The organism is Micromonospora sp. DT228 (genome assembly GCF_049841595.1).
Lineage (GTDB): Bacteria > Actinomycetota > Actinomycetes > Mycobacteriales > Micromonosporaceae > Micromonospora.
The window spans coordinates 228,502-253,848 of record NZ_JBNCKO010000010.1 but is presented as its reverse complement, the minus strand read 5'-3'; the positions used below and the strand labels follow the sequence as shown (position 1 = coordinate 253,848).

28 protein-coding genes are annotated in these 25,347 nt (G+C 73.2%); 14 read left to right on the top strand and 14 right to left on the bottom strand.

The features are described 5' to 3' along the window. The first annotated feature begins 110 nt into the window (after positions 1-110). Entirely contained in the window at positions 111-1,082 is a 972-nt protein-coding gene (locus ACLQ29_RS21725; protein WP_393373441.1) for an aldo/keto reductase, read from the top strand. A gap of 13 nt (positions 1,083-1,095) precedes the next feature. Here ACLQ29_RS21725 and ACLQ29_RS21720 read toward each other — a convergent pair whose 3' ends face one another. Genes ACLQ29_RS21720 through ACLQ29_RS21710 form a run of 3 tightly spaced genes read right to left on the bottom strand, consistent with a single transcriptional unit; the run spans position 1,096 to position 3,405 of the window. Continuing rightward, positions 1,096-2,001 carry a hypothetical protein gene (locus tag ACLQ29_RS21720; protein WP_425773316.1) on the bottom strand — a complete coding sequence of 302 codons (906 nt, stop codon included), beginning with the start codon at positions 1,999-2,001 and terminating at the stop codon, positions 1,096-1,098. Between the two features lie 13 nt (positions 2,002-2,014). Further along, the gene (locus tag ACLQ29_RS21715) at positions 2,015-3,076 is read right to left on the bottom strand and encodes a WXG100 family type VII secretion target (RefSeq protein WP_425773315.1); all 1,062 of its coding nucleotides are present in this window, start codon (positions 3,074-3,076) and stop codon (positions 2,015-2,017) included. Continuing rightward, a complete protein-coding gene (locus tag ACLQ29_RS21710) occupies positions 3,073-3,405 on the bottom strand; it encodes a hypothetical protein (RefSeq protein ID WP_425773314.1) in 333 nt (110 codons plus the stop codon). Before ACLQ29_RS21710 ends, ACLQ29_RS21715 begins: the two co-directional genes overlap by 4 nt. Positions 3,406-3,498: 93 nt before the next feature. Here ACLQ29_RS21710 and ACLQ29_RS21705 point away from each other — a divergent pair, with 93 nt between their 5' ends. The 3 genes from ACLQ29_RS21705 (at position 3,499) to ACLQ29_RS21695 (ending at position 5,241) form a co-directional block, all read left to right on the top strand. Continuing rightward, positions 3,499-3,912, top strand: coding sequence for a YbaB/EbfC family nucleoid-associated protein (locus tag ACLQ29_RS21705; RefSeq protein ID WP_393373430.1), 414 nt, complete (start codon positions 3,499-3,501; stop codon positions 3,910-3,912). After that, positions 3,909-4,802, top strand: a complete 894-nt coding sequence (locus ACLQ29_RS21700) for an SseB family protein (RefSeq protein WP_425773313.1) — start codon at positions 3,909-3,911, stop codon at positions 4,800-4,802. The genes ACLQ29_RS21705 and ACLQ29_RS21700 overlap by 4 nt, the downstream gene beginning before the upstream one ends. A 247-nt stretch (positions 4,803-5,049) precedes the next feature. Beyond that, positions 5,050-5,241 carry a DUF5703 family protein gene (locus ACLQ29_RS21695; RefSeq protein WP_013734349.1) on the top strand — a complete coding sequence of 64 codons (192 nt, stop codon included), beginning with the start codon at positions 5,050-5,052 and terminating at the stop codon, positions 5,239-5,241. A 46-nt stretch (positions 5,242-5,287) separates the two neighbouring features. Here ACLQ29_RS21695 and ACLQ29_RS21690 read toward each other — a convergent pair whose 3' ends face one another. Next, on the bottom strand, positions 5,288-5,950 hold the full coding sequence (locus ACLQ29_RS21690; RefSeq protein WP_425773312.1) for a hypothetical protein: 663 nt from the start codon (positions 5,948-5,950) through the stop codon (positions 5,288-5,290). 57 nt (positions 5,951-6,007) lie between these two features. Further along, entirely contained in the window at positions 6,008-7,336 is a 1,329-nt protein-coding gene (locus ACLQ29_RS21685; RefSeq protein WP_393373422.1) for a M20/M25/M40 family metallo-hydrolase, read from the bottom strand. Between the two features lie 205 nt (positions 7,337-7,541). Here ACLQ29_RS21685 and ACLQ29_RS21680 point away from each other — a divergent pair, with 205 nt between their 5' ends. From ACLQ29_RS21680 to ACLQ29_RS21670, 3 genes are all read left to right on the top strand, one after another. Continuing rightward, on the top strand, positions 7,542-8,150 hold the full coding sequence (locus tag ACLQ29_RS21680) for a hemerythrin domain-containing protein (RefSeq protein ID WP_425773311.1): 609 nt from the start codon (positions 7,542-7,544) through the stop codon (positions 8,148-8,150). An 86-nt stretch (positions 8,151-8,236) separates the two neighbouring features. Continuing rightward, on the top strand, positions 8,237-9,217 hold the full coding sequence (locus ACLQ29_RS21675) for a LysR family transcriptional regulator (RefSeq protein WP_425773310.1): 981 nt from the start codon (positions 8,237-8,239) through the stop codon (positions 9,215-9,217). A 47-nt stretch (positions 9,218-9,264) separates the two neighbouring features. Next, positions 9,265-9,510, top strand: coding sequence for a hypothetical protein (locus ACLQ29_RS21670; RefSeq protein ID WP_393373414.1), 246 nt, complete (start codon positions 9,265-9,267; stop codon positions 9,508-9,510). 58 nt (positions 9,511-9,568) lie between these two features. On the opposite strand, the gene ACLQ29_RS21665 is transcribed toward ACLQ29_RS21670, so the two are convergent. From ACLQ29_RS21665 to ACLQ29_RS21655, 3 genes are read right to left on the bottom strand one after another with little or no spacing between them, the layout of a single operon-like run. Then, complete coding sequence (locus ACLQ29_RS21665; RefSeq protein ID WP_355029116.1) at positions 9,569-9,919, bottom strand: DUF3140 domain-containing protein; 351 nt, start codon at positions 9,917-9,919, stop codon at positions 9,569-9,571. Next, on the bottom strand, positions 9,919-10,122 hold the full coding sequence (locus ACLQ29_RS21660; protein WP_425773309.1) for a hypothetical protein: 204 nt from the start codon (positions 10,120-10,122) through the stop codon (positions 9,919-9,921). Before ACLQ29_RS21660 ends, ACLQ29_RS21665 begins: the two co-directional genes overlap by 1 nt. Next, positions 10,119-12,677, bottom strand: coding sequence for an ATP-dependent Clp protease ATP-binding subunit (locus tag ACLQ29_RS21655; protein ID WP_425773308.1), 2,559 nt, complete (start codon positions 12,675-12,677; stop codon positions 10,119-10,121). Before ACLQ29_RS21655 ends, ACLQ29_RS21660 begins: the two co-directional genes overlap by 4 nt. Positions 12,678-12,817: 140 nt before the next feature. Between ACLQ29_RS21655 and ACLQ29_RS21650 the strand changes: the two genes are divergently transcribed. From ACLQ29_RS21650 to ACLQ29_RS21620, 7 genes are all read left to right on the top strand, one after another. After that, a complete protein-coding gene (locus ACLQ29_RS21650) occupies positions 12,818-13,198 on the top strand; it encodes a hypothetical protein (protein WP_425773307.1) in 381 nt (126 codons plus the stop codon). Positions 13,199-13,350: 152 nt separating this feature from the next. Beyond that, positions 13,351-13,611, top strand: coding sequence for a hypothetical protein (locus ACLQ29_RS21645; RefSeq protein WP_030504016.1), 261 nt, complete (start codon positions 13,351-13,353; stop codon positions 13,609-13,611). Positions 13,612-13,617: 6 nt separating this feature from the next. Further along, the gene (locus ACLQ29_RS21640; protein ID WP_425773306.1) at positions 13,618-14,736 is read left to right on the top strand and encodes a hypothetical protein; all 1,119 of its coding nucleotides are present in this window, start codon (positions 13,618-13,620) and stop codon (positions 14,734-14,736) included. After that, entirely contained in the window at positions 14,729-17,404 is a 2,676-nt protein-coding gene (locus ACLQ29_RS21635) for an FtsK/SpoIIIE domain-containing protein (RefSeq protein ID WP_425773305.1), read from the top strand. Before ACLQ29_RS21640 ends, ACLQ29_RS21635 begins: the two co-directional genes overlap by 8 nt. Continuing rightward, the gene (locus ACLQ29_RS21630) at positions 17,401-18,063 is read left to right on the top strand and encodes a hypothetical protein (RefSeq protein WP_425773304.1); all 663 of its coding nucleotides are present in this window, start codon (positions 17,401-17,403) and stop codon (positions 18,061-18,063) included. Before ACLQ29_RS21635 ends, ACLQ29_RS21630 begins: the two co-directional genes overlap by 4 nt. Before the next feature lie 87 nt (positions 18,064-18,150). Continuing rightward, positions 18,151-20,808: a CHAT domain-containing protein gene (locus ACLQ29_RS21625; protein ID WP_425773303.1), complete on the top strand. Its 2,658-nt coding sequence runs from the start codon at positions 18,151-18,153 to the stop codon at positions 20,806-20,808. Between the two features lie 40 nt (positions 20,809-20,848). Continuing rightward, positions 20,849-21,364 (top strand): trypco2 family protein, encoded by a 516-nt coding sequence (locus tag ACLQ29_RS21620; protein WP_425773302.1) that lies wholly within the window; start codon positions 20,849-20,851, stop codon positions 21,362-21,364. A 1-nt stretch (position 21,365) separates the two neighbouring features. On the opposite strand, the gene ACLQ29_RS21615 is transcribed toward ACLQ29_RS21620, so the two are convergent. From ACLQ29_RS21615 to ACLQ29_RS21590, 6 genes are all read right to left on the bottom strand, one after another. Further along, complete coding sequence (locus ACLQ29_RS21615) at positions 21,366-22,640, bottom strand: cupin domain-containing protein (RefSeq protein WP_425773301.1); 1,275 nt, start codon at positions 22,638-22,640, stop codon at positions 21,366-21,368. Positions 22,641-22,649: 9 nt separating this feature from the next. Continuing rightward, entirely contained in the window at positions 22,650-22,955 is a 306-nt protein-coding gene (locus tag ACLQ29_RS21610; protein WP_007459745.1) for a hypothetical protein, read from the bottom strand. A 203-nt stretch (positions 22,956-23,158) separates the two neighbouring features. After that, complete coding sequence (locus tag ACLQ29_RS21605) at positions 23,159-23,587, bottom strand: DUF2267 domain-containing protein (RefSeq protein ID WP_355029128.1); 429 nt, start codon at positions 23,585-23,587, stop codon at positions 23,159-23,161. Continuing rightward, the gene (locus tag ACLQ29_RS21600; RefSeq protein WP_425773300.1) at positions 23,580-23,765 is read right to left on the bottom strand and encodes a hypothetical protein; all 186 of its coding nucleotides are present in this window, start codon (positions 23,763-23,765) and stop codon (positions 23,580-23,582) included. The genes ACLQ29_RS21605 and ACLQ29_RS21600 overlap by 8 nt, the downstream gene beginning before the upstream one ends. A gap of 129 nt (positions 23,766-23,894) precedes the next feature. Continuing rightward, entirely contained in the window at positions 23,895-24,767 is an 873-nt protein-coding gene (locus ACLQ29_RS21595; protein WP_425773299.1) for a DUF72 domain-containing protein, read from the bottom strand. 48 nt (positions 24,768-24,815) lie between these two features. After that, a complete protein-coding gene (locus ACLQ29_RS21590) occupies positions 24,816-25,214 on the bottom strand; it encodes a TraR/DksA family transcriptional regulator (RefSeq protein ID WP_425756388.1) in 399 nt (132 codons plus the stop codon). Positions 25,215-25,347: the final 133 nt, after the last annotated feature.

Here is a 25,347-nt window from a genome sequence, read left to right as displayed (position 1 = left end):
CCTTTGCTCCCCCCTCCATCGGGGCAGCCCAGGGCGGCGGAACCGGCAGAACCGGCAGAGATACGGGAGCGAGGATATCCGTGGCGGCAGGTTCGAAATAAGGTTCACCCATGCAACAGCGACCGCTCGGCCGAAGCGGGCTGGCGGTTTCCCGGCTCGCGCTCGGCACCATGACCTGGGGCCGGGACACCGACGCCGACGACGCGGCCGCCCAGCTGAAGAGTTACCTGGACGCGGGGGGCAACCTGATCGACACCGCCGACGTGTACGGCGACGGCGACGCCGAGTCGGTGATCGGCTCGCTGCTGGGCTCCCTCGTGCCCCGCGACGAGCTGCTGATCGCCACGAAGGCGGGGTTGCGGCCGGGCAGTGGCCGACGCCGCGACGGTTCCCGGGGGCACCTGCTGCGGACGTTGGACGCGTCGCTGCGCCGGCTCGGCACCGACCACGTCGACCTGTTCCAGGTGCACGGGTACGACCCGGACACCCCGCTGGAGGAGACCCTCGCGGCGCTGGACCACGCGGTGGCCAGCGGCAAGGTGCGCTACGTCGGGGTGTCGAACTTCTCCGGCTGGCAGACCGCGCGGGCCGCCGCCTGGCAGACCGCCTGGCCGGGGCGGGCGCCGGTGGTCGCCACCCAGGTGGAGTACTCGCTGCTGGAACGGGGCGTGGAGCGGGAGGTGCTGCCCGCGTGCGACGCGCTCGGCCTCGGCCTGCTGCCCTGGTCGCCGCTGGGTCGGGGCGTGCTCACCGGCAAGTACCGGCACGGCCGTCCGGCGGACTCCCGAGCCGCGTCGCCGCACTTCGAGCGGTTCGTCTCGACGTACCTGGAGCCGCGCTGTTCCAGCATCGTGGAGGCGGTGGCCACCGCGGCCGGCGGCCTGGGCGTGTCGCCGCTGGAGGTGGCGTTGGCCTGGATCCGGGACCGGCCGGGGGTGACCGCGCCGATCCTCGGCGCGCGGACGGTCGGGCAGCTGCTCGGCGCGCTCGGAGTGGAACGGATCACCCTGCCGACGGAGATCACCACCGCGCTCGACGACGTCTCGGCGGTGCCACTCGGCTACCCCGAACGCGACGGCTGAGCCGCCGGCCGGGTCACGGCTGGGGGCGCTGCCCGGGGAGGTCGAGGATCGCGGTCAGGAAGCGCGACTGGTCGTCGCGCACCGCGGGCTGGGTGAGCCGGATCCACGAGCCGTCGTCGAAGACGATCGTGGACGTCAGCTGCACGAGCCCGGTCGCGCCGCGCTCCGAGTCGACCCGGGCCACCCGGTCGCGGCGCACGCTCCACAGCACCCGCGGTTGCCGCCGGTCGGGCCGGTCGGCGTCCGGGCGGGGGCCCATCCGCAGCAGGTGCAGGTGGGTGTCGGTCACCGCCAGCGGGGTGCCGTTGTAGCGCTCCAGGAAGAGCAGCAGGCTGCCGGCGAGGGTGGCGAGGTCGCCGCTGAAGACGTACCGGCGACGGTAGGCGATCTCGGCGAGCTGCTCGGCCAGCGGGCGGTACAGGCTGAGCCGGAACAAGGCCCGGAACGCCTCCTGCTCCTCGGTGAGCGGGATGGGATCCCGCTGCACCCGCTGCTGTGGTGGGCCCGGCTCCGGTTCGGCCACCTCCGGCACACCGGCGGCGACGGCAGCGGCCTTGCCGGGCAGCAGCAGGACGCCCGCGGCCAGCCGGACCGGTGTCAGCACCGCGTCCACCCACACCACCGGGTTGACGATGTTGAGCAGCCCGAACAGCACCTTCGGGTCGAGCGAGTCGACGAATTCGTCGGCCATCACGCCGGCGAGCTGCCGACCGGCCTTGTGGGTCGACGGAACGCGGACCGGGCCCAGCCCCACATAGCGCAGCTCCTGCCCGGGCAGCAGCGGCGCGACGAGAGCGCGTTCGGGCTCGTCGCTGGTGCGGAGTTCGTCGCGCAGCTCACGGGCCTTGTCCCGGGCGGCCCGCGCGCCGCCGAGCACCGCGTCGGTGAACCGACCGAGCCGGCCTCGCTCCCCTGACATCACGCGTTCCTCCCTATCGGCCCGCCGGCTGGCCCGCCGGCGGTTGCCCGAAGACATTCTGGTCGATCCAGTCCGCCCCGCCCTGCACCGCCTTGTCGACCTGGTCGCCGACCTGGTCGCTGCCGGGAACGGAGAGCCCGCTCGTCAACGCGACGGTCCCCCACGTGACGCCGTGCACGACCGAGTTCGGCACGTTCCACGGCAGGTTCGTCGCCCAGTCCCGGGCGATCACCCGGGCGCCGTCGGTGACGCCGTGCGTCCGCAGCGCGGCGGCCCGGTCGAGGGCGCCCATGTCGAACGGGGAACCGGACTTGCCCAGCTTGTAGGTGCCCTTCGAGGGGTCGAGGATCTTGTGGAACCACTTGTCGGCCTTGCCGGCGGCGTGCCGCTTGTCGGCGTACTTCTTGCCGGTGCGCAGCTTGCCCTGCATCGCGACCAGCTTGTCGAGGTGTGCCTGCAGCTTGCGCAGGTACAACATGACCCGCTGCAGCAGCCGGATGACCTTCTGCAGGTGCGCCGCCAGCGGTCGCATGACCTTCAGCATCCGGGTGGCCACGGTCAGGGCCCGGGTCACGGTCACGCCCACGCCCACCGCCCAGGACGCCCCCATCGTCACCGGGGCCATCAGCAACGCCGTCACGAGCGTCACCAGCATCCAGTTCACGAACTCGACGCACAGGTCGACGAGCACGTCGTGCACCGTCTGCAGGCCGTCGGCGACACCCCGCAGGTACTCGGCGGTCGCCGCGAACTGGTCGGCGACGTCGAGCATCTGCTGCTCCACCTCGGTCAGCCGCTGCCCGTACGCCAGGCCCGCGGGTGAGCGCCACCCGGGCTGCGCGGACTCGCGGACACCGCGGTGCCCCTGCGCCAGGTCGCGCACCTGGGTCGCCAGCGCGTCCCACTCGGCGGCCTTCGCGCGCAGGATCTCGGGCTCACCGTCGACCAGGTCGACGAGCTGGATGAGCGGCCAGGCCAGGGTCCGGCAGACACTGTTGACGGCGTCCTCCACCCCGGACAGCGCGCCGTCGAGGCCGTTCCACAACTCGACGGCGCTGCCGGCGGGGCCGCTCATCCGGGCAGCCCCGACTGGATGGCCTTGAACCCGGCGTCGAGGTCCTGCTCGTTGCGCTCGTACGCCTCGGCCGTGTCGGCCAGCGCCGTGGTGACCCGGTCGAACGCGGCGTTCGCGGCGCCGAACAGCTCGCGGCCGCCGGTGACCTGCTCGGCGTACTTCGCGCGGAGCAGGTCGCTGGCGAACGGCAGGTGACCGAAGGCGCCCGACGGCACGTCGCCGGCCGAGACGATCTGACCCTCCAGCGCGGCGAGCGAGCTGGCGACCTGCTTGGCGACTGTCTCCAGTCGACGCACCGCCTGCACGTCGACATCGATATCCGGTGGCATGCCGTTCCTCCCCCATGAGTCGAGCGCACCGACGATACGATTCCCCGGCCACCGGGCACCACCCCGTGGCACTGTCCACGGGGGAGGATTCTCATGACTGACCCGACGTCCGCGTTCGACGCGCTCGCCGGGCGCATCGCCGACATCGAAGGCCGGTACGCGGGCCTGGGCGACGACCTGGCCGAGCTGTCCGGCACCGCGCTCGACGACAGCGGCCTGGTCTCGGCGACCGTCGACGCCACCGGCGCGCTGACCGGCCTCACCCTCGCGCCGGCCGCCCTGCGCGCCGGCACCGAAGGGCTGGCGGAGCTGGTGCTCGACGCGTACCGCAAGGCCCGCACGGTCGCCACCGAGCACGTCGAGGACCACGCCGAGGGGTTGCAGGCCGCCATCGGGGCGGACCTCACCGACCTGTTCGGCAAGCCCGGCGACTTCTCCGCGCTGGGGCGTCTGGAGGAGACCGTCGCCCGGCTCGGGCGGCTCACTGACCGACTGCCGCCCGCGTGAGCTCGCCGACCTGGCCGGAGATCGTCGCGCGGCTGCGGGACACGGTCGCCCGCTGCGACCGGGACACCGACCTGGAGCTGTCCGCCGGCCCGCGCGGAATCCGGCTGCTGGTGCGCCGCGAGGTGGTCCGGGCGCTCTGCCCGGGCCACGACGAGGCACGCCTGGCCGCGCTCGGCTGGCACCGCCCAACCGGTGACGAGAGCTGGTGGTACGAGTCGGCGCGCACCCCGGAGCAGGTGGAGCGGCTCAGCGTGTTCGTGGCCCGTACCGCCGCCGAGGTGCTGACCGACGAGCCCGGCGCGCTCTCCTGTCGGGTCGTACCGCCGGTCGCCCGCCGTGGCCCGACGGTGTCGCCGTCCGCCCCCGGCCCCACGGTGCCGCCGGCCGCTGACCCTGACCCGGCAGCGCTGTCGGTCGCCCAGCCGGCCCCGACCGAGGCGGCTGCGACCGAGGCGGCGGCCGAGGCGGCGGCCGAGGCGGCGGCGGCTCCGGCGGCGGCAGGACCGGCCGAGGTGGCGGAGCCGGCGGTGGTGGCGGCGCTCGCCGCGGCTGTCGACCGGCGTGACCTGCCCGGCTATCTCGGGGCGCTGGCCGGCGCCACGGTGTGTGTCCCGCTGGCCGGGGAGCCGGAGCCGGACGCCGACTTCCCCTGGACGGTGGTCGGCGACGCGACGGGCGCGCCGCTGCTGCCGGTCTTCACCTCGCCCCGGGCGCTCACCGCGTTCACCGGGGCCGGGGTGCCGTTCGTCGCGCTGCCCTGCGCCGAGTTGTTCGAGGACTGGCCGAACCCGTCGTGGGGGCTGGCGGTCGACCCGGGCAGCGCCCGGGCGGTCGCCCTGGCCGCGCCAGCCCTCGCCGCAGTGCTGACGGCGAACGTCCCCACCGGCTGACGCCCCGCCCCACAGCCTCGTCGATCATGGAGCTGTGGTGCCCGGTTTGAAGCTCTGACGGGTGCTTCGTCACCCACACGACTCGATGGTCGACGAGGGAGTGCGGCCTGACGGGGCGGTGGGGGCCGGGCGGGGTGGGCGTGGGAGCGGGTGGGCGGGCACTGGGCGGGACGAACCGCCCACGGCAGCGTCGTTGGTCACTCCAGAGGGGTGGCGAACAGGCGCTGGGCTGGGCAGCATGGAAGGTATGGACTACGAGTACGCGCCGCTGCGGCTGCCGCCGAACGTCGACCGGTTGACCGCCGCGGCGCAGTTGGCGATCCAGGCGGAGTTCTCCGGATGGGAGTTGGCCCGGGTGCGGTTGTACCGGGACGGCACACGACAGGTGGTGCTGCGGCGGCGACGGGTCAACCAGCCGCAGCCGGGCCTGTCGTACTGACCGCCGTACGCCCGGGGCCCAACTGGGCCCCGGGCGTCGAACGGCACTAGTGCTGGTGCCCGGCGTGGTCGTGGTCGTCGTCGAGCTCCAGGAACGGGTGCTCGTCGAGCCGGCCGACCAGTCGGTCGTCGACCGCCGGCTGGAACGGGCCGACCGCGTCGTCGTCGTCGAACGACTCCAGATCGACGGGTGTGCCCACCTCGCTGACCATCACCACCCCGTCGAGGGGCTCCAACTCGGGGACGTCCAGCGCGCCGAGCGAGCCGTCGCCGCTCTGCAGCAGCTCCAGCACCGCCTCGCCGACGCCCTCCACCGGCGCCGGCTCGTCGTCCTCCGGGGTGCTCTCGCGACGGGCCGCGTCGGCCACCCGCAGCAGCGCGGCGACGCTCGGCACCCGGTAGTCGCGACGCTGGCGCACCGAGATCACCCGAGGGTGCGGGTCACTGGCCTCGGCGCCCTCGCCAACACCGAAGCGCTCGTCGGCCTCGTCCGGGTCGATCGAGTCGACATCCCACGGCGTCACCTCGCCGAAGGCGTCGAGCAACCGCTCGTCGTACGCGAAGGAGGCGTTGTTCAACGCCACGTACGCCTGCCAGACGTCGTCGTCGTCGACGCGGCCCTGCGCGGCGCGAACGGCGGCCAGGTGGTGGCGGGCCGCTTCGATCACCCGCTCGAGAGCGGCGTCCAGCTCACCGTGCTGGTCGGTCATGTGGGGCAGTCCCTTCACGTTGGGGAGGTCGCGCGCCGGATGCAGCGCCGGGCGCGGCTAGCAGGTGCGGAGGAACCGGTCGAGAACCCGCACGCCGAACTGTAGTCCGTCGACCGGAACGCGCTCGTCGATGCCGTGGAACAACGCCGAGAAGTTCAGGTCGGCGGGCAGCCGCAGCGGCGCGAACCCGAAGCAGCGGATGCCGAGCTGGGAGAACGCCTTGGCGTCGGTGCCGCCGGAGAGCATGTACGGGACCGGTCGGGCCCCCGGGTCCTCGGCGCGCAGCGCCGCCGACATGGCCTCGACCAGGTCGCCGTCGAAGGTCGTTTCCAGCGCCGGCTGCCGCTGGATGTACTCGATCGCGATGTCCGGGCCGACCAGCTCCCGTAGCTGCCGCTCCAGCAGCTCGGACTGGCCGGGCAGGCTGCGGCAGTCGATGGTGGCGGTGGCCCGGCCGGGGATGACGTTGTCCTTGTAGCCGGCGTCGAGTCGGGTCGGGTTGGCGGTGTTGCGGATGGTCGCCCCGATGATGTTGGCGATCGGGCCGAGTTTGGCGATGGCCGTCTCCGGGTCCTCCGGGTCCAGCTCGACGCCGAGCAGGTCGGAGACCTCCTCGAGGAAGGCCCGCACGGTGTCGGTGACCACCACCGGGAAGCGGTGCCGGCCGATCCGGGCGACCGCCTCGGCGAGCGCGGTGACCGCGTTGTCGTCGTGCACCATCGAGCCGTGCCCGGGGCGGCCCTTGGCGTGCAGTCGCAGCCAGTCGATGCCCTTCTCGGCGGTCTCGATGAGGTAGAGCCGCTGGCTGTCGTTCACCGAGTAGGAGAAGCCGCCGACCTCACCGATCGCCTCCGTGCAGCCGTCGAAGAGGCCACTGTGGTTCTCCACCAGGAACCGCGCGCCGTAGTCGCTGCCCGCCTCCTCGTCGGCGGTGTACGCGAGCACGATGTCGCGCGGTGGCCGTACGCCGGTGCGCTGCCAGTGCCGCACCACGGCGAGCACCATCGCGTCGAAGTCCTTCATGTCGATCGCGCCGCGGCCCCAGAGGTAACCGTCGCGCAGCTCGCCGGAGAACGGGTGCACCGACCACTCGTCGGCGTCGGCGGGCACCACGTCCAGGTGGCCGTGCACCAGCAGCGCTCCCCGGCTCGGGTCGGTGCCGGGGATGCGGGCCACCACGTTCGCCCGGCCCGGCGCGGACTCGTGCAGGACGGACTCCACACCCACCTCGGCGAGCTTCTCCGCCACGTACTCGGCGGCGCGGCGCTCGCCGACGCTCGTGTCGTTGTCCCCGGTGTTCGTGGTGTCGATGCGCAGCAGGTCGCGGCAGAGGTCCACGACCTCTGCGCTGGGGTCGGGTCGGGCGGAGGCCGCATCGCTCGTCATCGCCTCTTCATACCAGTCGGCGTCGGCCGGCCGGCCGGCGCACCGGCACGGAGGCGCCGGCGCACCGGCACGGAGGCGCCGGCGCACCGGTGCGCGGGGACCGGCGCATCGACGGGCCCGGTTTCGCCGGGACCGGGTTCGGGTACCGCCGCCCACGACCGCACATCCCTGCCGGAGCTTCCGCCCGCCAGTCGAGGAGGGCACCATGTCCGCCGTTCCCCTGCCGCCGCTGCCACCCGCACCCGCGCCCGCGGAGGGCTACCGACCCGGTGGCCGCAACATCGCCGACATCGTCGACCGGGAGCACCGTCAACTGGTGGCGCTGCTGGACCAGCTGACCGGCCCGGGCGCCACGCCGCAGGAGGGGTTGCCGGTGCTCACCGCCGCGTTGTCGCGGCACCTCTCCGCCGAGGAGCAGTACCTGCTGCCGGCGGTACGCGCCGCGCTGCCGGCCGCCGCCGAGCGGGTGGACGCCGAGATCAGCGCCGACGCCAGCCTGCTCAGCGCCCTGAAGGGCCTGACCGACGAGGCGTTGGCCGAGGTCGCCGAGCGGGTCCGCCGGCACGTCGACGGGGTGGGTGCGCTCGTCACCGAGCTGCGCGCGGTCGCGACCGAGGAGGAGCTGATCCGGCTGGGTAACCGGTTGGAGATCGCCGAGGAGGCGGCACCGACCCGACCGCACCCGGGCACCCCGGCGACCCCTCCGTGGAACCGGATCGTCGAGCCGGCGGTCGGGGTGGTGGACAAGATGCTCGACGCGGTGACCCGCCGGCCGACGTACCTGGCGGACCTGCCGGAGTCGCCGCGGGACTGACCGACGGCGACGATCCCAAGTGCATTCATTATCACCGATCCGCTCGGGCTATTCCGCCGGCCGACGCGTAGTCCTACCGTCACGGTATGAACCTGGAGCTGCGTCACCTGCGGGTGGTCTGCGCGATCGCGGAGACGGGGAGTGTGACGAAGGCGGCGTCGGCGCTCGGCCTGGCGCAGCCGGCGCTGACCGCCCAGCTCCAGCGCATCGAGCGGACCCTGGGCGGCCCGTTGTTCGACCGGGACCGGCGCGGCGCCCGGCCCACCGCTCTCGGTGAGCTGGTGCTGGCTCGGGCCCGGGTGCTGCTGCCGGCGATGAAGGGGTTGCAGGACGAGGCAGCGCGGCTGGCCGGGGCCGGCGACGCGCCGCCGTGCTACCGGTTCGGCGGGGTGAACAGCCCGATCCTGGGCCGGATGGTGCACCGCCTGGCGGCCCGGCAGCCGCCCGCCCAGATCACCACGCTCGCCTCCTGGTCGGTGGACGAGTTGGCGCAGTTGGTGGCGGGCGGGCGACTGGACTTCGCGCTCACCGGGGTGTGCGGCGACGCCAGTCCGTCGGCCGGGTTCGGGTTGAGCTGGCAGGAGGTGGCCATCGACCCGGTGCTGGTGCTGCTGCCCGAGACTCACCCCCTCGCGGCGCAGGACGAGGTGCGCCTGGCCGACCTGCGGCACGCGCAGTGGGTGGCCGCCCCGGGTGACGGCTGCTTCGCCGACTGCTTCGCCGCCGCCTGCGCCCGCGCCGGTTTCACCCCCCGCAAGGTGTACGAGACCGACATCCGCGGCTGCGTCGACCTGGTGGAGGCCGGCGTGGCGGTGGCCCTGTGCCAGGCGACGTTCCGTCCGGTGGGCGGTCTGGTCACCCGCCGCCTCGCCGGCATACCGCTGCGCTGGCGGCTCCTTCTCGGCTGGCACCCGGACTCCCCCGCCGCCCGGGAGGCCGACCTGATGGTGGAGACGGCGAAGGCGGCGTACGTCGACTCGTTGGCGCCGCATCCCGCGTACCTGGACTGGCTGCTGCGCCACCCGGCGTTCGGCGTCCGGCAGCCAACCGGGCTGAGTGGGAGGTAACCGGCCGGTGGCGGTGCGAACCGCCGTTGGCCGGGTATCTGGCGGACATGACCGACCTCTACCCGCCCGCCGACGATCGCGAGTTGCTCCGTGCGGCGGCCGCCGCGCACACCGCCGCCACCCGTGCGGTGGAGGCGTTCCTGCGCCGCCTGCCGGAGGTGCCCGACCCGGCCGCCGTCACCGAGTACGCCAACCTGCTCACCCGGGAGGACCAGACCCGTGCCGACCGTGACGCCGCCGCCGACGCGGCGGGGCTGACCATCGCCAGCCTGGAACCGGACCAGGGCCAGTAGCGCAGACGCGAGCGGTGCCGTCCCCGCCTGGGACGGCACCGTTCGCGCGTGGCGTCGTTCAGAGTTCGACGAGCGGGTCGTGCCCCAGGTCGAGCAGCGAGTGCCGCCAGTCGTCGTCGGCGTTGCCGCGCGACGGCTTGGCGTCCATCAGCTCGCGGATCCGCTCGACCGCCTCCCGCATCACCTCGATGTCCTCCGGCGTGAGGTCGACCTTGCGCTTGTTCAGCACCTTGAGGATCTCCCGGCCCGGCTGGGGCAGGTCGAGGTTCGGGTTCGGGCTGAACGACTCCTCCCCGGAACCCCGGGTCAGCAGCCACGTCCGCAGCTGCTCCGACGGGACGTTGACCTCGGCGTGGAAGTCCTCCCAGAGCACTTCCACCTCGGGGTCGAGCCGCGCTTCGCGTACCATCAGGTCTCCTCTCCGGGCGGTTTCCCGGACGTCTCCGGGTCGTCCTTGTCGGGCTTGGGGTGCAGGCCCTCCGCGGGCACCCGCGTCCGGCGGGGGTTCGCGGTGGGCGGCGCCAGGATCGGGTCGGGATGGTCGTCCTCGTCCCGGGATCTCTCGGGCTCGTGTGGGTCCTCGTGCTCGTCTCGTCGCGCCGGCCCACTCATCGCGGGTGGGTGGTCGTGGCGGCGGTGTACCCCCGCTCGCCCGCGGACACGTCGAAGGTGAGCGCCCCGTCCCGGACGTCCACCGTGACCTTCTGCCCCGGTGAGATCGCCGACTCCAGCAGCATCCGGGACAGGTGGTTGTCCACCTCCCGTTGGATGACCCGACGCAGCGGACGGGCGCCGAACTCCGGTTGGTAGCCGTGCTCGGCGAGCCAGTCGATGCCGGCGGTGGTGAACTCCACCTGGAGATCCTGGGCGTGCATGCGGCGGCGGGTCTCCTCCAGCAGCAGCGCGGTGATGTCGCGCAACTGCTCGGCCTCCAGCCGGCGGAAGATGATGACCTCGTCGATGCGGTTGAGGAACTCCGGACGGAAGTTCTCCTGCAGACGGCGCATCAGCCGCTCGCGCAGCTCGTCGTTCTCCTGCTCGCTGCCCACGTCCCCGCTGCCGAAGCCGACCGAGCGCTGGGCGCCGGTGATCAGCTCCGAACCGAGGTTGCTGGTCATGATCAGTACGGTGTTCTTGAAGTTCACCGTGCGGCCCTGACTGTCGGTCAGCCGCCCGTCGTCGAGCACCTGGAGCAGGATGTTGAACACGTCCGGGTGGGCCTTCTCGATCTCGTCGAGCAGCACCACCGCGTACGGGCGGCGACGCACCGCCTCGGTAAGCTGGCCGGCCTCCTCGTAGCCGACGTATCCGGGTGGCGCGCCGACAAGCCGGCTGACGGTGTGCCGTTCCTGGAACTCGCTCATGTCCACCCGGACCATCCGGTCCGCCTCGCCGAACAACGCCTCGGCGAGGGCGCGGGCCAACTCGGTCTTGCCGACACCGGTCGGGCCGAGGAACAGGAAGCTGCCCATCGGGCGTTCCGGGTCGGCCAGCCCGGCCCGGGAGCGCCGGACGGCCTCGGCGACCGCGGTGACCGCGTCGTCCTGACCGACCACCTTCTGGTGCAGGTGCCCCTCCAGGCGCAGCAGCCGGTCCCGTTCCTCCTCGGTGAGCTGGCTGACCGGGATGCCGGTGGCCCGGGAGACCACCTCGGCGATCTCCTGCGGACCCACCTCGGGCACCTGCGACGAGGACGAGCCGTCGTCGCCGTTCGCCCGCCGGATCTCCTCCTCCAGCTCGGAGATCCGGTCGCGCAGCGCGGACGCGCGCTCGTACTGCTCGTCGGTGACGGCCTGTTCCTTGTCCCGGCGTACCTCGTCGAGCTCCTGTTCCAGCTCCCGCACGTCGGCGGCGGGCGTGCGGGTCCGCAACCGCACCCGGGCGCCGGCCTGGTCGATCAGGTCGATGGCCTTGTCGGGCAGGAACCGGTCGGTGACGTACCGGTCGGACAGCTCGGCGGCGGCGACAAGCGCCTCGTCGGTGAAGCGGACCTGGTGGTGGGCCTCGTAGCGGTCGCGCAGCCCGCGCAGGATCGCGATGGTGTCGTCGACGCCGGGCTCGGGCACCAGCACCGGTTGGAAGCGCCGGGCCAGCGCGGCGTCCTTCTCGATGCTCTTGCGGTACTCGTCGAGCGTGGTCGCGCCGATCACCCGCAGCTCGCCGCGGGCGAGGGCGGGTTTGAGCATGTTGGACGCGTCCATCCCGCCCTCGCTGCCGGCGCCGCCCGCCCCGACCAGGGTGTGGATCTCGTCCATGAAGATGATCAGCTCGTCCCGGTGCGCCCGGATCTCGTCGATCACCTTCTTGAGCCGTTCCTCGAAGTCCCCCCGGTACCGGGTGCCGGCGACAAGGCCGGCCAGGTCGAGTTGGACGACCCGCTTGCCGAGCAGGGTCTGCGGCACGTCACCGTCGCAGATCCGTTCGGCAAGTCCTTCGACGATGGCGGTCTTGCCGACACCGGCCTCGCCGATCAGCACCGGGTTGTTCTTGGTACGCCGCGACAGGATCTCGATGGCCTGCTCGATCTCGTCGGCGCGGCCGACCACCGGGTCGATCTGGTCCATCCGCGCCAGGTCGGTGAGGTCCTGCCCGTACTGGTCGAGGGTGGGCGTGCCGCGATCCGGTTTCGGTCCGGTCATCGGTCCACGCTCGGCGTTGGCGGCCTGCAACGACTCGGGTTGGATCCGGCCGGCGGCCAGCATCCGACCGGCCGGCGACTCCGGGTTGAGTGGCAGCGCCATCAGGATGTGCTCGGGGCCGATGTAGTTGGCGCCCATCGCCCGGGAGAGCTGGTGGGCGTCGAGCAGCGCCCGCTTCGCGGCTGGGGTCAGCGACAGGTTGGGCGGCACCTCTCCGCGTGGCGCCCCGTCGCCCTTGCCGCCGAGGGCGTTGAGCAGGGTGTCCGGGTCGGCGCCGGCCCGGCGTACCAGGTCACGGAGCTGTTCGCGTTGCAGCGCCGCCCAGAGCAGGTGGTCGGTGTCCAGGTCGTTGCTGTGGCGTTGCGCGGCCCGCCGGGCGGCGTCGGCCAGCATTTCCCGGGCGTCCGCGGTCATCAGTCGGGTGATGTCGACCCGGTGCGGCGGTCGGCGTCCTCCCTCGCCCCGACCGAAGTACCTGGCCAGGAATTCGTCCCACGGGTCGGAGCCGGTGTCACCGGGTCCCATCATGTCTGTCCTCCGCAGTCGGGCGCGGCACGGTCGGCAGGGGCTACCCGGCGCGCGCCCCGACAAACGCCCCGGGAGACGGCGTACCGGTATCCCGGGAGTGGCGTCGGGTCGGGGCCGGCGGTTGGTGGCAGGCTGACCGGATGGATGAGACCCCGCTGCTGATCGTGGATGGCGCCAACGTGGTGGGCTCCCGCCCGAACGGGTGGTGGCGTGACCGTGCCGGGGCGGCGGCCCGCCTGCGCGACTCGCTCGCGCCGGTGGCGACCATCGGGCTGCCGGCCCGGCTGCCCGCCCCGGTGGAGGTGGTGCTTGTGGTCGAGGGGGCCGCGCGGGACGTGCCCGGGACCGACGGCGTGCGGGTGGTCTCCGCCCCCGGCTCCGGCGACGACAGCGTGGTCGACCTGGTCGCGGGCGCTCCGCAGCGACGCCGGTTGGTGGTCACCGCGGACCGGGAGCTGCGCGAGCGGGTCACCGCCCTGGGCGCGGAGGTGTACGGACCCCGCTGGCTCCGGGATAATTGAGAAGTTCTCACACTGGGAGTCCCACAGAACGGACTCCCGGCACTTCCGGGGGCCTACCGGACAGGCGGGCAGGAACACCGACAGGGCGGATGTTCTTTCGCGGCGGCCGATAGGCTCTAATGGAGATCTCCCCGCCCCCAGGAGGTTCCGCCGTGGCGAGCGTCGCCGAGCTGAAGGCTGCCATCGATGTCGCCCTCCAACAGATCGGTGACGGGCAGACAGCCGTGCAGGCCGCCGGCGAGAAACTGGCCGAGGCGCAGCAGACCCTGGCCGGCGCGCTGGAGGGCAGCGGACACGAGACGGTGGAGGCGGCCCAGGCGTCGCTGACACAGGCCAGCCAGGAGCTGGAGGAGTGTCTCGCCGCGACACTTGTCGCGGTCGAGCAGGCGCAGCTCTACGTCGCGACCCTGTAGGCCGCCGTGTCCATCATCGAGGACGTCGGTGGGCAGGTCCGCGCCGCCACCGAGGAGTTCCCGGTGGCCCTGCTCGGGCAGGCGCTGGAGAAGTTCGGCCTGGCCTCCGAGCGACTGCGCTGGGTCCGCCAGGAGTCGGCGAACCCGATGGGGGTGCCCGAGTTGTCCGCCGCGACCGAGCACGCCGAGAGCGCCGGCTACGCGTTGCGGGTGGCCCAGGAACAGCTCTCGGCGTACCTGGCGGCGATCGGGTTGGGCGCGGACGGCGCTCCGGCGCCCCGCCCTGACCAGCGCGCTCCCCGACACGACACGCCGCCGGGCGCCGGGCCCACCGCAGTGGCGCCAGAGTCTGCCGAGCAGGTGCGAATGAGCCGCTGGTGGTCGGTGCGGGTGGCCGAGCTCACCGGCGGGCGCGAGGGCACCGACGACGAGCCGGACGGGCGGGTGGACGACTCCCAGGAGTTGCTGCGCCGAGTGGTGGGTGGTGTCCGCTCCGGCGACCGCGACCGGCTCCGCAAGGAGCTGCGCCGGGCGCCGGCCGACGTGGGGCTGGGAATGGCGGCGCTGGCGCCACCGCTGCTGCGCGAGCTGGCCGGTGAGCTGCTGGGGCACCCGCCGCGCGCCGCCGACCTTCCTCGGCTGCGCGGGGAGTTGGACGGGCGCGTCCGCGACCTGCTGCCCGGGCTGCCGCCACCGGTGCTGGAGACGCTGCTGACCCGGGTGTGCCGGATGCCGCCGCCGCGCGCCTCCGGGGAACCGCCACACGCCGCCGACTCCGCGGTGACCGCCGGTGTGGCGGCCGGGCTGCTGCTCGCCCGCCTCGGCCGGGACCTGCCCTCCGGCGACCGGGCCCAACCAGCGAGCCCAGGCCAACCAGCCGGCACGGGCCAACGCGGAGCGAGCCAACCAGCCGGCACGGGCCAACGCGGAGCGAGCCAACCAGCCGGAGCGGGTCAACAACGCGGAGCGGGCCAACAAGCGGGCCAGCCCGGCGGGGCGGGTGGCCGCCCCGGTGGTGCGGTCCGGCGGCCGGGGGACGCGGGAGGACAGCACTCCGGTGGGCTGCCGCCGCGTTCGGGCAGCCCGTGGCGGGACGCGCCGATCCGTCGGGGCTCCGATGGCTGACCGGCGTGGTCAGCTGGCCGGGCGGATCCGGGACACCCTGGCCGAGGCGTTGGGCGCGGCCCGTACCCGGTTGTCCGCCGCCCAGGCGGAGCTGACCTCCGGGCGGGAACGGTTGGCCCGGGTCCAGCGGGCCGCGGCCGCCGTCCCGGAGCGGGTGGGCGCACAGCGGGACCGGCGCATCGCCGAGATCGACGCCCGCTACTCCGCGCGGATCGCCGAGCTGGCCCGGCGTGCCGCCGAGGCGGCCCGACAGGAGGCACCCGGTTGCGCGGGGGCCGACTGGACGGGGTGGGCACCGACGCCGACCCGGCGCGCGGAGCCGCCCGGCGCGCTGCGGGTCGGCACGGTCCGGATCGACGGCGTCGACCCGGTGCCCGCGCTGGTGCCGCTGCTCGACGCCGGCCACGTACACCTCTCCGGGAACGACCGGGCCGGCTGCGACGCGGTGGTGTCCGCGTTGCTGCTGCGGGCCGCCGGCCGCGCCGACCCCGGGGCGGTACGGCTGGTCGGGTACGACCCGGAGCAGCTCGGTGGCGGGCTGGCCGGGTTCGCGCCGCTGGGCACGGCGGGGCTGCTGACGTTCGTCGGACCCGGCGGGCTGGGTCCCCTGCTCGACGACCTGGTGGAGCAGATCCGCCGGATCAACGAGACGGTGCTCGCCGGCGAGTACGCCTCGCTGCGTGAGCTGGCCGCGGCGACCGGCCGACGCCCCGAGCCGTGGCGGGTGGCGGTGCTGCTCGGCGGCGACGAGCTCAACCGGCACGAACGCGGCCAGCTGGACCGGGTGGTCCGCGCCGGCGCGGCCTGCGGTGTGCACCTGGTGGTGCACGGTGTGCCGGTGCCGGAGGACCCGACGGTGACCCGGGTGGTGGCCGGGACGTCCGGCGCACGGATCGGCGGGTCGGCCGGGCTACCCGTCCGGTTGGACCCGCCGCCACCGGCGACGCTTGTCACCGAGACCTGCCGGGAGATCGCCGCCCAGGTGAACGCCGGCCCGCCGCCGACCCCGTTCGCGGACCTGCTGCCTGCGCCCGAGCTGATGTGGCGGGAGGACTCCGCCGACGGGTTGACCGCGCCGATCGGTGAGGGGCCGCAGGGCCGGCCGGTGCGGCTGACGTTGGGCGACTACCCGCCGCACGCGCTCATCGGTGGGCCGTCCGGCACCGGCAAAACCAACCTGATCTTCGCGTGGATCGGCGCCCTCGCCGCCCGCTACTCCCCCGCCGAGCTGGAGTTCTACCTGCTGGACTTCAAGGAGGGGGTGTCCTTCGCGCGGTTCGCGCAGGGCCGGCGTGACCCGAGCTGGTTGCCGCACATGCGCCTGGTCGGCATCAACGTCAACACCGACCGGGAGTTCGGGCTCGCGCTGCTGCGGTTCCTCGCCGAGGAGCTGCGCCGGCGGGCCGACGCGGCCAAGAAGCACGAGGTGACCAAGCTGGCCGAGCTGCGCGCGGTCGACCCGACCGGGCACTGGCCCCGCATCGTCGCGGTGGTCGACGAGTTCCAGATGCTGCTGGCAGGTCGGGACGTGGTCGCCCGGGAGGCGGCCGACCTGCTGGAGGACCTGGCCCGGCGCGGCCGGTCGCAGGGCATCCACCTGGTGCTCGCCTCGCAGGACGTGCGGGGCATCGAGGCGCTGTGGGGCCGGCCCGCGCTCGTCGCCCAGTTCACCCTGCGCATCGCGCTGCCCAAGGCGCTGCGGATCCTCGCCGAACGCAACGACGCGGCGCAGTCGCTGCCCCGCTGGCACGCGGTGGTCAACGCCGAGTCGGGCATGGTGGAGGGCAACGAGGTCGCCCGGATCCCGTCGGCGAGCGACTGGGAGACGTGGAGCGGGTTGCAGCACCGGCTGTGGCGGATGCGCCCACCCGACGCGGCCCCGGCCCGGCTCTTCGACGGCGACGCGATCCCCCGGCTGCCGGACGCCCCGGACTTCCGGGCGCTCACCGCGCCGCCGGACGGGAGCGTGCCGCGCAGCCCGGTGGCCCTGCTCGGCGAGATCATCGACGTGCAGTCCCGCTCGGCGGCGCTGCGCCTGCCGCGCGCCCCGGGGCGCAACCTCGCGGTGCTGGGCACCCGGGTGGACGAGGCGTGCGCGGTGCTCGACGCGGCGGCCCGGTCACTGGCCCGCCAGCATCCGCCCGGCACCGCCCGGTTCTCCATCGCCTGCCTCGACGCGGACGCCGACCCGATGGCCCGTGCCCTGTACGACGACCTGGCCGACGACGCCGCCTGGTACGACGAGGAGACCGTCGGCGAGCTGATGGCCGAGACGGCCGACGGGCTGACCGGGCCGGGCAGCCCGCACTACCTGCTGCTGTTCGCTGTCGACGCGGCGGCCGGCGCGCTGGCCGCCCGCGCGGGGAGGCGCACCGGCCTGGAGCAGCTACGCCGGATCATGCACGACGGGCCGGAACGACGGACGCACGTGCTGGCCTGGTGGCGGGGCGTGGCCCGGATGCGCGCCGACCTCGGTGGCCCGGCCGCCCGCACCGACCAGATCGGCGCCTGGGTGGCGCTGGACGCGCACGGCGGCGAGCTGGGTGCCTCGCTCTATCCGGGCACCGGCGGCCCGGACTGGTACCCCCGCCCCTGGCGCGGGCTCTTCTTCGACCGGGCGGTCCACCGCACCGGACAGGTGATCATCCCCTATGGGCCCTCACGGTGAACGAACCAGTGGCCAGTGAGTCGTACGCGGCGCAGTTGCGGCGACTGGCCGAGCTGACCGCGCGGGTGGGTGAGCAGCGCGCCGAGGCGCACACCTGGTACGAGCGGCAGTGCGCGGCCGCCGAGCGGGCCGTCGCCGACGCCACCGAGCAGGTCCAGGACGCCGAGGTGGAACTCGTCGAGGCGCGCGAGCAGCAGGAACGGGTCGACGCCGAGGTGGCGCACCTGTGGCAGCAGGTGCGTAACCGCCTCGGCGCCCGTCGTCTCGGCGGCCCGCCCGCGCCCGCGGCCAGCGGCGGAGGCACCGACGCGGTGGTGCTGCTCACCCGGGCCCGGGACCTGCTCGACCGGGCCGGGCAGCCGGGTGAGCTGCCGGGCTCGGTCAATCCACTGCTGGCGCTCTGCGGGGTGGCCGGCGCGGTGCTCGCGTACGCGCTGGGGCTCGGGGCAAGGGCGTTGGGCGTCGGGTACGGCGGCGACCTGGCGGTCGGGATGCCGGTGCTGGCGCTTGTGGTGACCCTGATCGGGCCGTTGGTCGGGCTGGCGCCGGCGCGCGTACTGGCCGACCGGAGACACGCGGTGCTCGGCCCTCGGCCGATCATCGTGGTGCTCGGCGCGGGCCTGCTGACCACCGCGCTGCTGCTGGCACTCGGCCGCTGACCGGTCGGCGCGTCCACAAAGGGTTGTCGAGAAGCCGACCGTCGGCGCGGCGAAAATCAGCGCGCGATCTTCGATACGGTACGTCAAATGGTCAGCTTCCTCATGAGTTACCGCTCCGACGACGATCACGCCGTCGCGCGCCTGCTCGATGACGCGCTGACCGCGCGATTCGGCGGCGACAGCGTCGTTCGCGACGACCCCCGCGCGATCCTGCCCGTCGCCGAGCTCCGACGCCGCCTGTCCGCCTCGGCGGCGCTCATCGTCGTGATCGAACCTCACTCACACGGCGAGTCGGCGATCCCCGTGGAGCGCCTACCGGGGTTCAGCCGCCGGACGATCGCCGCCGCCCTCAGACAGCAGGTCCCGGTCATTCCGGTGCTTGTGGACAACGCCGAACTGCCCCGCGAGAGGCAGCTGCCCGACGTGCTCACACCGCTTCGCCAGCAGCACTACCGGCGGGTCCACACGGACAGCGTCCAGGCGGACATCGGCCACCTGGTCGACGACCTCGCAACGACCTTCGGCCCGGAGACCGCAACTGCCGGGCCGCCGATCCCCCTGATCCTCGGCGTGGAGCCGGTGCGATGGCTCATGCCGCCGCCCAGCCACGGGCCCTCGGCGGCGATCGTCTACTCGACCCGTCGGGGTGGTCTGGAGGCCGCCGACAGTGACCGGCCGATGTGGTGGCGACACCCCGGGTTCGTGGCCCGCTACTCGACGCGCTACGAGGTGGACACCAGCGACCACTCGGTCGTCGTCAACCTCCGGCTGCCGGCCAAGAGCGGCGCGTACCACTTCGAGGCGTCGATCACCGTCGGCCTCCGGGTGACCGACCCGGCGCTGATCGTCCGACACGCGATCACGGACGCCGGGGTCCTGGTCCGCGAGTTTCTGCTGGACACCTGCCGGCCGATCAGTTCGCAGTACGCCATCGACGAGATTTTCCCGGCCCAGACTGCCATGGACCGACGGCTCACCGACGACACCTCGGCGCTCGACGGCATCACCCTTTACCTGAGCAGCACCCGGCTGTCCCTCGACGATCGCACCAGTCGCTATGTGCGCGAGCGCAAGTCGAAGCGGCAAACAGACGACAGGCGCGAACGGGCCGAGCACCCCTTGGAGCGATCGGAGATGCGGAGGCTGAGCTCTTGGGCGACTGCTGAGGCGGACCGTGCGGTGAACGTCGAAATCGGGCTGACACCGACGTTCACCGGACCACCGACCTGGCCCCGTACGACGGGCAGCGCCGGGCCCTGGGAGAGGACGGGATCGGCGCCAGGGGCGAGACCTCCCTCCTCGGAGACCATGCCGAAATCAGAGCGACTGTTGGTGGCGCGCGCGCCCACCCAGGTCCCGGTGGGGCAGGAGCTGAGCGTCGAGGTCCGGCTCGTCTCCGAGGGACGATCGGTTCCTTCGGACGCCGTGTCGGCACCGATGCGGAGTTTCCTCGTCGCCGAGGCCGGCACACCGGTGACCGTGACCGTCCACGCGCCCGCCGGCCTGCACGCCGAGGGTCCACTCCAGCAGACGGTGCTGGTCACGCCGCACGACGATCCGGATCCGATCCGGTTCGGTTTCGGGGCGCGTACCCCTGGTCTGCATCGCGTCGACGTGACCGCCTGGGCCGGCGGCACGTTCCTCGCCGAAGTGTCGGTGGAGGTCTCGGTCGCGGACGGTGGGCCGTTTCGCGACGGCCAGCCGAGGACGGCGCCGATGGGTGCCCCGCGGGCTCGGCCGGGTGAGGTCACCATGGAGGTCCGGTTCGACGGCAGCCGGTACACGTTCCAGTTGCGCTCCGACGCGGCGCTGTTCGCCCCGGTCGTCGAGTCGGTCACGAACACGCCGAACGCCGCGGTGGAGAACGCCATCCGGGAGATGCAGCAGCTGGCCGGCGGTGGTTCCCGCTACACCGCGACGATGATCCGCGAGGTCATCCGGTCGGCGGGCATCCACCTGTGGTCCGAGCTGGTGCCGGCCGACGTGCGGGACCAGTTCTGGCAGGTCGGCGCCGACATGAGCGCCTTCACGATCGCCACCGACCACGACGTGGTCCCGTGGGAGTTGCTCTACCCGCTCAGCGCCGAGCGCGATGCCGGTTTCCTCGTCGAGCAGGTCCCCGTGGTCCGTCGCACCTACGGGCAGCACCGCAACGCGAAGGTCGGCCTGCACAACCCGCGCTTCGTGGTGCCGCCGAAGGCGCCGACCGACGCGCACGAGGAGATCGCGGCCATCCGCGCGATCCTCGGCGCGGCCCACAGCGTGCCCATCACCAGGGCTGACGAACTCCTCGCCCTGATCAATTCGGGGGCGCTGGGAGCGACACACTTCGCCTGCCACAACACCTTCTCGGCGGACGGCTCGTCCATCGACATGGACGGCGGCCGGTTCAAGCCGAACCTGCTCGCCGAGGCCAAGATCCGGCAACTGCTGTCGGAGACCAACCCTCTGGTGTTCATCAACGCGTGCCGGAGCGCCGGCGTGGCCCCGACGTACACCAGGATGCTCGGCTGGGCGCAGCAGTTCATGTCGTCCGGGGCGGGCGCCTTCGTCGGCACGCTCTGGGCGGTGCGCTCGGACAGCTCGGCGCGCTTCGCGACCGCGTTCTACCGCTCCCTCGCCGACGGCGCCACGCTCGGCGCGGCGGCCCTCGCGGCACGGGTCGAGCAGCAGGACGACCCGCTCGACCCGACCTGGCTGGCCTACACCGTGTACGGCGACCCGTTCGCCACCGCCGCCGTCTGACCGGCCGGCCACCCAACTCCCCCAGAAGATGAGGTACGGCATGGACGTGACCGACTACAGCGTGCCCGTCGAGGAACTGGTGTCGGCGGTGAAGGACGCGGTGGAACAGGCCGGCATCTCCACGACCGACGAGGGCCGGGACCTGCGGGTCGCCTCCGTTCAGCTGATCCTGAGCGCGGTCGCCACCACGAAGGCCGGCGGTGGCGTGGACTTCCGGGTGCCGGTGATCGGCTGGAAGGTGAAGGTGGGCGGCAGCCGATCCCACCAGAAGACCCACACGATCGACATCACGCTCGTCGCCGAGGATCTCCAGGATCGGCACGAGCTGCGGCACAGCGCGGTCGCGGCGACCCTGGTAGACGCGATCACCACGATCCGCGCGGTGGTCGCCGCTGGCAGCGGCGGCGACGACCCGCTGGTGCTGAGGGCCGGCACCGTGGAACTCGTCTTCGGCGTCACCGATCAGGGCACGATCTCGGTCGGCGCGGAGGGCGAGCTGACCGACGAGATCACGAACACGCTCCGGATCGAGCTGGTCGCGGCCACTGCCAGGTAGCTCAGGCCGGGACCAGGACGGCCTCGCGGAGCAGGCGGCGGGTCAGGGTGACCCGGTCGGCGTCATCGGGCAGGCCGGGCAGGTCACCAACCCGGGTGACCGCGCCGCTGAGCAGGACACGAGCCGCCGCCTCGCACGCGGCGGGCAGGGTGATGGTGCGGTCGAACAGCCGCAACGCCACCGTGTCCGACCCCTGCGACACGAGCTGCCAGCGCAGGCCGGGCCGCAGGGTGACCCGGGCATCGGCGTCCAGCGCGGCCAGCGCGTCGGCCTGGGCGAGCGGCCGGATGGGTGCCGGCCGGGCAGCCGGCCAGGCCCGCTGGCGCAGTCGCGCGGCGACCGCCCCCGGATCGGCCCGCAGCAGCCAGTCGCGCAGCGCCTCCACCGTCTCGGTCAGCTCCGGCTCGATGGCGTCCGGGTCGGCGACGTCGGTACCGAACGGCAGGCTCGCCCGCAGCCGCTGGTCCTCGGCGGCCAGCGCCAGCAACTCCTCGACCAGGGCGTAGCGGGTCAGCGCCCGGATGCCCACGGTCAGGTGCAGCGAGCTGGCGTCCTGTGCCTGCGCGCTGTGCAGCCAACCCCGGGGCAGGTAGAGGGCGTCGCCGGGGGCGAGCACCACGTCCAGCGCGGCGGGGCCCTGCGCGGTCGCGCCGACCTCGTCGGCCCGGCCACCCCACGGCTGCTTCTCCAGCGGGTCGGGCAGCACCGGCGGGTGGATCCGCCAGTGTTTGCGGCCGTCGACCTGGAGGACGAACACGTCGTGCGTGTCGTAGTGGGTGGCGAAGCCCTGGCTGCCGGCCGGGGTGAGGTAGGCGTTGATCTGGAGCGGCTGGTTGAGCACGAGGCCCAGATCGCGGGCGAAGTCGACGAGCGGCGGCCAGATCCGGTGCAGACCCTGCAGCACAAGCGTGGCGCCGGCGGCGTACTGCTCCAGGACCCGCTCGTCGAGCACCTGGTCGCCGATCTCGGCGCCGGCGCCGCCGCCGCCGGTCCAGCGGGCCGCGGGCACCAACTGGCCGTCTCTGGCGACCCGCAGGAACGGGGTACGCAGACCGCGCCGGCTCAGCAGCTCGTCGGCGTCGGAGGGGCTGAGCAGGTCGGTGAAGCCGGCCGGGTCGGGCAGTTCGGCGGCGCGGGACAGCAGCGGCGTGTGGCCCCAGTGCGCGGCGGCGAACTTGGCCGGCTCGACCGAGACGCAACGGGCCAGTGCCGCGGCGGCGGATGCGGACGAAACCGCCGGGCGGCCGTGGCCGCCCGGCGGGTCGAGATGCGTCATGGTGTGCCGCTACCGCGCGCTGCCGTCGGCGCCGCCGTCCTGCTGGCCCGGCGTCGCACCGCCGTCGGCGGGGCCTTCCGCGCCGCCGTCCGCGCCGCCGTCCTGGTGACCGGGGGTCGCGCCACCGTCGGCCGGGCCCTCCGCGCCACCATCGGCGCCGCCGTCCTGGTGACCGGGGGTCGCGCCACCGTCGGCCGGGCCCTCCGCGCCACCGTCCGCGCCACCGTCCTGGTGACCGGGGGTCGCGCCACCGTCGGCCGGGCCCTCCAGGCCGCCGCCGCCCGTGGTCTGCATGTCGTCGTCGTTGAGTGCCATCGGTACTCCCTCGGGTGTGCCGCCCCGCCGTACGCCGGGGTCCGTCGTGCTGCGGGTGGTACCCCACGCGCGATCTTCTCTAACCCTCACCGTAGACGTCGAAGCGCGGCGACACGGGCGGTTCACGCCGCCGAGGCGGATCCCACCGACGGCGGAGAGCCCGCCCGACGGGTCGTCGGACGGGCTCTGCGCACATCAGGTCGTCAGGGCATCATCGTGGCCAGGTCGGCCGGCATGGTGTCCTTCACGTCCTGCCACTCGCCCTGGGTGACGTGTCGGCGCAGGGTGTCGAGCACCACCTGCGTCACCCGTTCCGGGCCGCCCTCCGCGTCGTACGGGAAGCCCTGGCGGACCTCGTAGAGGAAGTCGTCCCGGTTGAGCTTGATCGGCACGTCCGACGGGACCCACCCGTCGAAGTAGATGCCCCGCACCAGCACCGGCAACTGCTGGGCGAACTCGACGCTCTCGTCCACCGGCAGCCGGTCGCGCAACAGGTGCAACACCGTACGCAGCGCCGCGTACGACTGGTTGCGCCGATCCTTGGGCCAGCCGTAGGCGTTCTCGATGTCCTTCAGGATCAGGTTCGTCTTGTCCAGCGAGGATTCGAACGCTGAGATCATCGCGTCAGCCATCGGTGGCCCCCCGTTCCGTGGTGTCCCACCGTCGGTCGTCGGTGCGACGTGGCGGCCCCGCCGGGCCGCGTCGGGCCCGCACCGGGCTGCCCTGCGGGGCGCTCCGGGCGTTGTCGGGCGTGCCGACCACGTGCAGGACGGCTCCCCGCCGTCGATCCGTCACCACTCGAACCGTCATCCCCCGTCACCTCCGTCTCGTCTCCGGCGTCGGCCACCCTCGGGGTGCCCGCCCACCGTGTCCACCCTGCCGGCGGGGCGGGTGAGCCGGCACCACCCCGATCGGGTGAACCGCGACGCCGGGGACCTGTCAGTCGGTGCCGAGCAGCCCGGCCAGTGTCGTCGCGTTTGTCTGCGCGTAATCGCGGTAGCAGTTGTTCATCAAAATGTGTGTCTGGCCGGCCTGGTCGGCCAGCTCACGCAGCTTCGGCGCCCAGTCGGCCAGCTCCCGCTTGGAGTAGTGGTAGCCGAATTTCTCGTGGATGTCCTTGCTCGTCCACTTGTCGCTGTGGCCGTGGAAACGCACGACCGCGAGGTCCGCGGTGGCGGCCAGCACCGGGGGCAGCGACGAGCGGTGGCCCTGCGGCATGTCCACGCAGACGTACGGCAGGTTGTGCTCGCGCAGGAAGGTAAGGGTCTCGTCGGCGTTGTCACCGTCGAACCAGGAGGCGTGCCGGAACTCGTACACCGGACGCAGCGGCGCGCAGCGCTTCGCCACCTCCAGCAGGTAATCCTTGTTGGCGCGCTTGATGGTGAACCAGGGCGGGAACTGGAACAGCAGCGCGCCCAGCTTGCCCGCCTCGACGAGCGGGTCCAGCGCGGAGAGGAACCGTGTCCAGACCTCCTCGTACGCCTGCGCGGGCAGGTCGTCGGGGTAGACGTTCTTCTTGTCGGTCTCCGGCCGCAGGTCCTTGTAGAGCGCGCTGACCCGGGTGGGGTGCCCGGTCAGCAGGCTGAACGCCTTGATGTTGAAGGTGAAGCCGTCCGGGGTGCGCTCGGCCCACAGCTTCGCGGTCGCCTCGGCGGGCGGGGAGTAGTAGGTGGCGTCCACCTCGACGAGCGGAAACGTGCGGGCGTAGTAGGCCAGCCGTTTCTCCGGGGTGTCCGCGGTCTGCGGATACCAGCCCGAGTCCAGCAAGGTGCGGTCGGTCCAGGACGCGGTGCCCACCAGGATGTCACCCATGGGTGAAGTCCATCGCGTTGTGGACCGACCGGCAACCGCTGGCGTCGCTCAGGCCGCCCGCCGTTCACGGGTCTGCTTGCAGGACACGCATGTGGTGGCGGCCGGGAAAATCTCCAGCCGCTCCACCGGGATCGCCGCCGCGCATCCCTCGCACCATCCGTAGGTGCCCTCCTCGAGCCGGCCGAGGGCGTGCTCGTACTGGGCGCGGCGGTCGAGGATCGTGCGCAACAGCGACTGCGCGGTGTCCCGCTCGGCCGTCTTGGTGCCACTGTCGGCCTGGTCGTCGCCGGCGGTGTCACCGACCTCCACCAGTCGCAGCACGTGGCTCTGGAGCACGGCCTGGTCGTACTCGGCGGTCAGCTCGTCGTAGCGCGCCTGCAGGGAGAGCCGGATCTGGTCGATCTCCGCCTGCGGACGGGTCGTGCCGACCGTGTCGTGAACGAGCATCGCTGCCTGCCTTTCCTGGCCCTGTGGCTCACGGTGAACCGGATGCCGGCGGCGTCGCGCCCCGGTCACGGTCGCACTCGGTACGCGGGCGGTCACCCGCGCTCTGTGAGCCGGGCGAGTACCCGCCGGACGA

Bases quoted from the DNA above. Each gene is read 5' to 3' on its own strand.
- ACLQ29_RS21665 (WP_355029116.1), bottom strand. From the start codon at position 9,919: ATGGTACGCGAAGCGCGGCTCGACCCCGAGGTGGAAGTGCTCTGGGAG.
- ACLQ29_RS21715 (WP_425773315.1), bottom strand. From the start codon at position 3,076: ATGAGCGGCCCCGCCGGCAGCGCCGTCGAGTTGTGGAACGGCCTCGAC.
- ACLQ29_RS21635 (WP_425773305.1), top strand. From the start codon at position 14,729: ATGGCTGACCGGCGTGGTCAGCTGGCCGGGCGGATCCGGGACACCCTG.
- ACLQ29_RS21690 (WP_425773312.1), bottom strand. From the start codon at position 5,950: ATGACCGACCAGCACGGTGAGCTGGACGCCGCTCTCGAGCGGGTGATC.
- ACLQ29_RS21680 (WP_425773311.1), top strand. From the start codon at position 7,542: ATGTCCGCCGTTCCCCTGCCGCCGCTGCCACCCGCACCCGCGCCCGCG.
- ACLQ29_RS21670 (WP_393373414.1), top strand. From the start codon at position 9,265: ATGACCGACCTCTACCCGCCCGCCGACGATCGCGAGTTGCTCCGTGCG.
- ACLQ29_RS21625 (WP_425773303.1), top strand. From the start codon at position 18,151: ATGGTCAGCTTCCTCATGAGTTACCGCTCCGACGACGATCACGCCGTC.
- ACLQ29_RS21675 (WP_425773310.1), top strand. From the start codon at position 8,237: ATGAACCTGGAGCTGCGTCACCTGCGGGTGGTCTGCGCGATCGCGGAG.
- ACLQ29_RS21710 (WP_425773314.1), bottom strand. From the start codon at position 3,405: ATGCCACCGGATATCGATGTCGACGTGCAGGCGGTGCGTCGACTGGAG.
- ACLQ29_RS21650 (WP_425773307.1), top strand. From the start codon at position 12,818: ATGGATGAGACCCCGCTGCTGATCGTGGATGGCGCCAACGTGGTGGGC.
- ACLQ29_RS21605 (WP_355029128.1), bottom strand. From the start codon at position 23,587: ATGGCTGACGCGATGATCTCAGCGTTCGAATCCTCGCTGGACAAGACG.
- ACLQ29_RS21695 (WP_013734349.1), top strand. From the start codon at position 5,050: ATGGACTACGAGTACGCGCCGCTGCGGCTGCCGCCGAACGTCGACCGG.
- ACLQ29_RS21720 (WP_425773316.1), bottom strand. From the start codon at position 2,001: ATGTCAGGGGAGCGAGGCCGGCTCGGTCGGTTCACCGACGCGGTGCTC.
- ACLQ29_RS21595 (WP_425773299.1), bottom strand. From the start codon at position 24,767: ATGGGTGACATCCTGGTGGGCACCGCGTCCTGGACCGACCGCACCTTG.
- ACLQ29_RS21600 (WP_425773300.1), bottom strand. From the start codon at position 23,765: ATGACGGTTCGAGTGGTGACGGATCGACGGCGGGGAGCCGTCCTGCAC.
- ACLQ29_RS21705 (WP_393373430.1), top strand. From the start codon at position 3,499: ATGACTGACCCGACGTCCGCGTTCGACGCGCTCGCCGGGCGCATCGCC.
- ACLQ29_RS21685 (WP_393373422.1), bottom strand. From the start codon at position 7,336: ATGACGAGCGATGCGGCCTCCGCCCGACCCGACCCCAGCGCAGAGGTC.
- ACLQ29_RS21615 (WP_425773301.1), bottom strand. From the start codon at position 22,640: ATGACGCATCTCGACCCGCCGGGCGGCCACGGCCGCCCGGCGGTTTCG.
- ACLQ29_RS21655 (WP_425773308.1), bottom strand. From the start codon at position 12,677: ATGATGGGACCCGGTGACACCGGCTCCGACCCGTGGGACGAATTCCTG.
- ACLQ29_RS21610 (WP_007459745.1), bottom strand. From the start codon at position 22,955: ATGGCACTCAACGACGACGACATGCAGACCACGGGCGGCGGCGGCCTG.
- ACLQ29_RS21590 (WP_425756388.1), bottom strand. From the start codon at position 25,214: ATGCTCGTTCACGACACGGTCGGCACGACCCGTCCGCAGGCGGAGATC.
- ACLQ29_RS21660 (WP_425773309.1), bottom strand. From the start codon at position 10,122: ATGAGTGGGCCGGCGCGACGAGACGAGCACGAGGACCCACACGAGCCC.
- ACLQ29_RS21620 (WP_425773302.1), top strand. From the start codon at position 20,849: ATGGACGTGACCGACTACAGCGTGCCCGTCGAGGAACTGGTGTCGGCG.
- ACLQ29_RS21725 (WP_393373441.1), top strand. From the start codon at position 111: ATGCAACAGCGACCGCTCGGCCGAAGCGGGCTGGCGGTTTCCCGGCTC.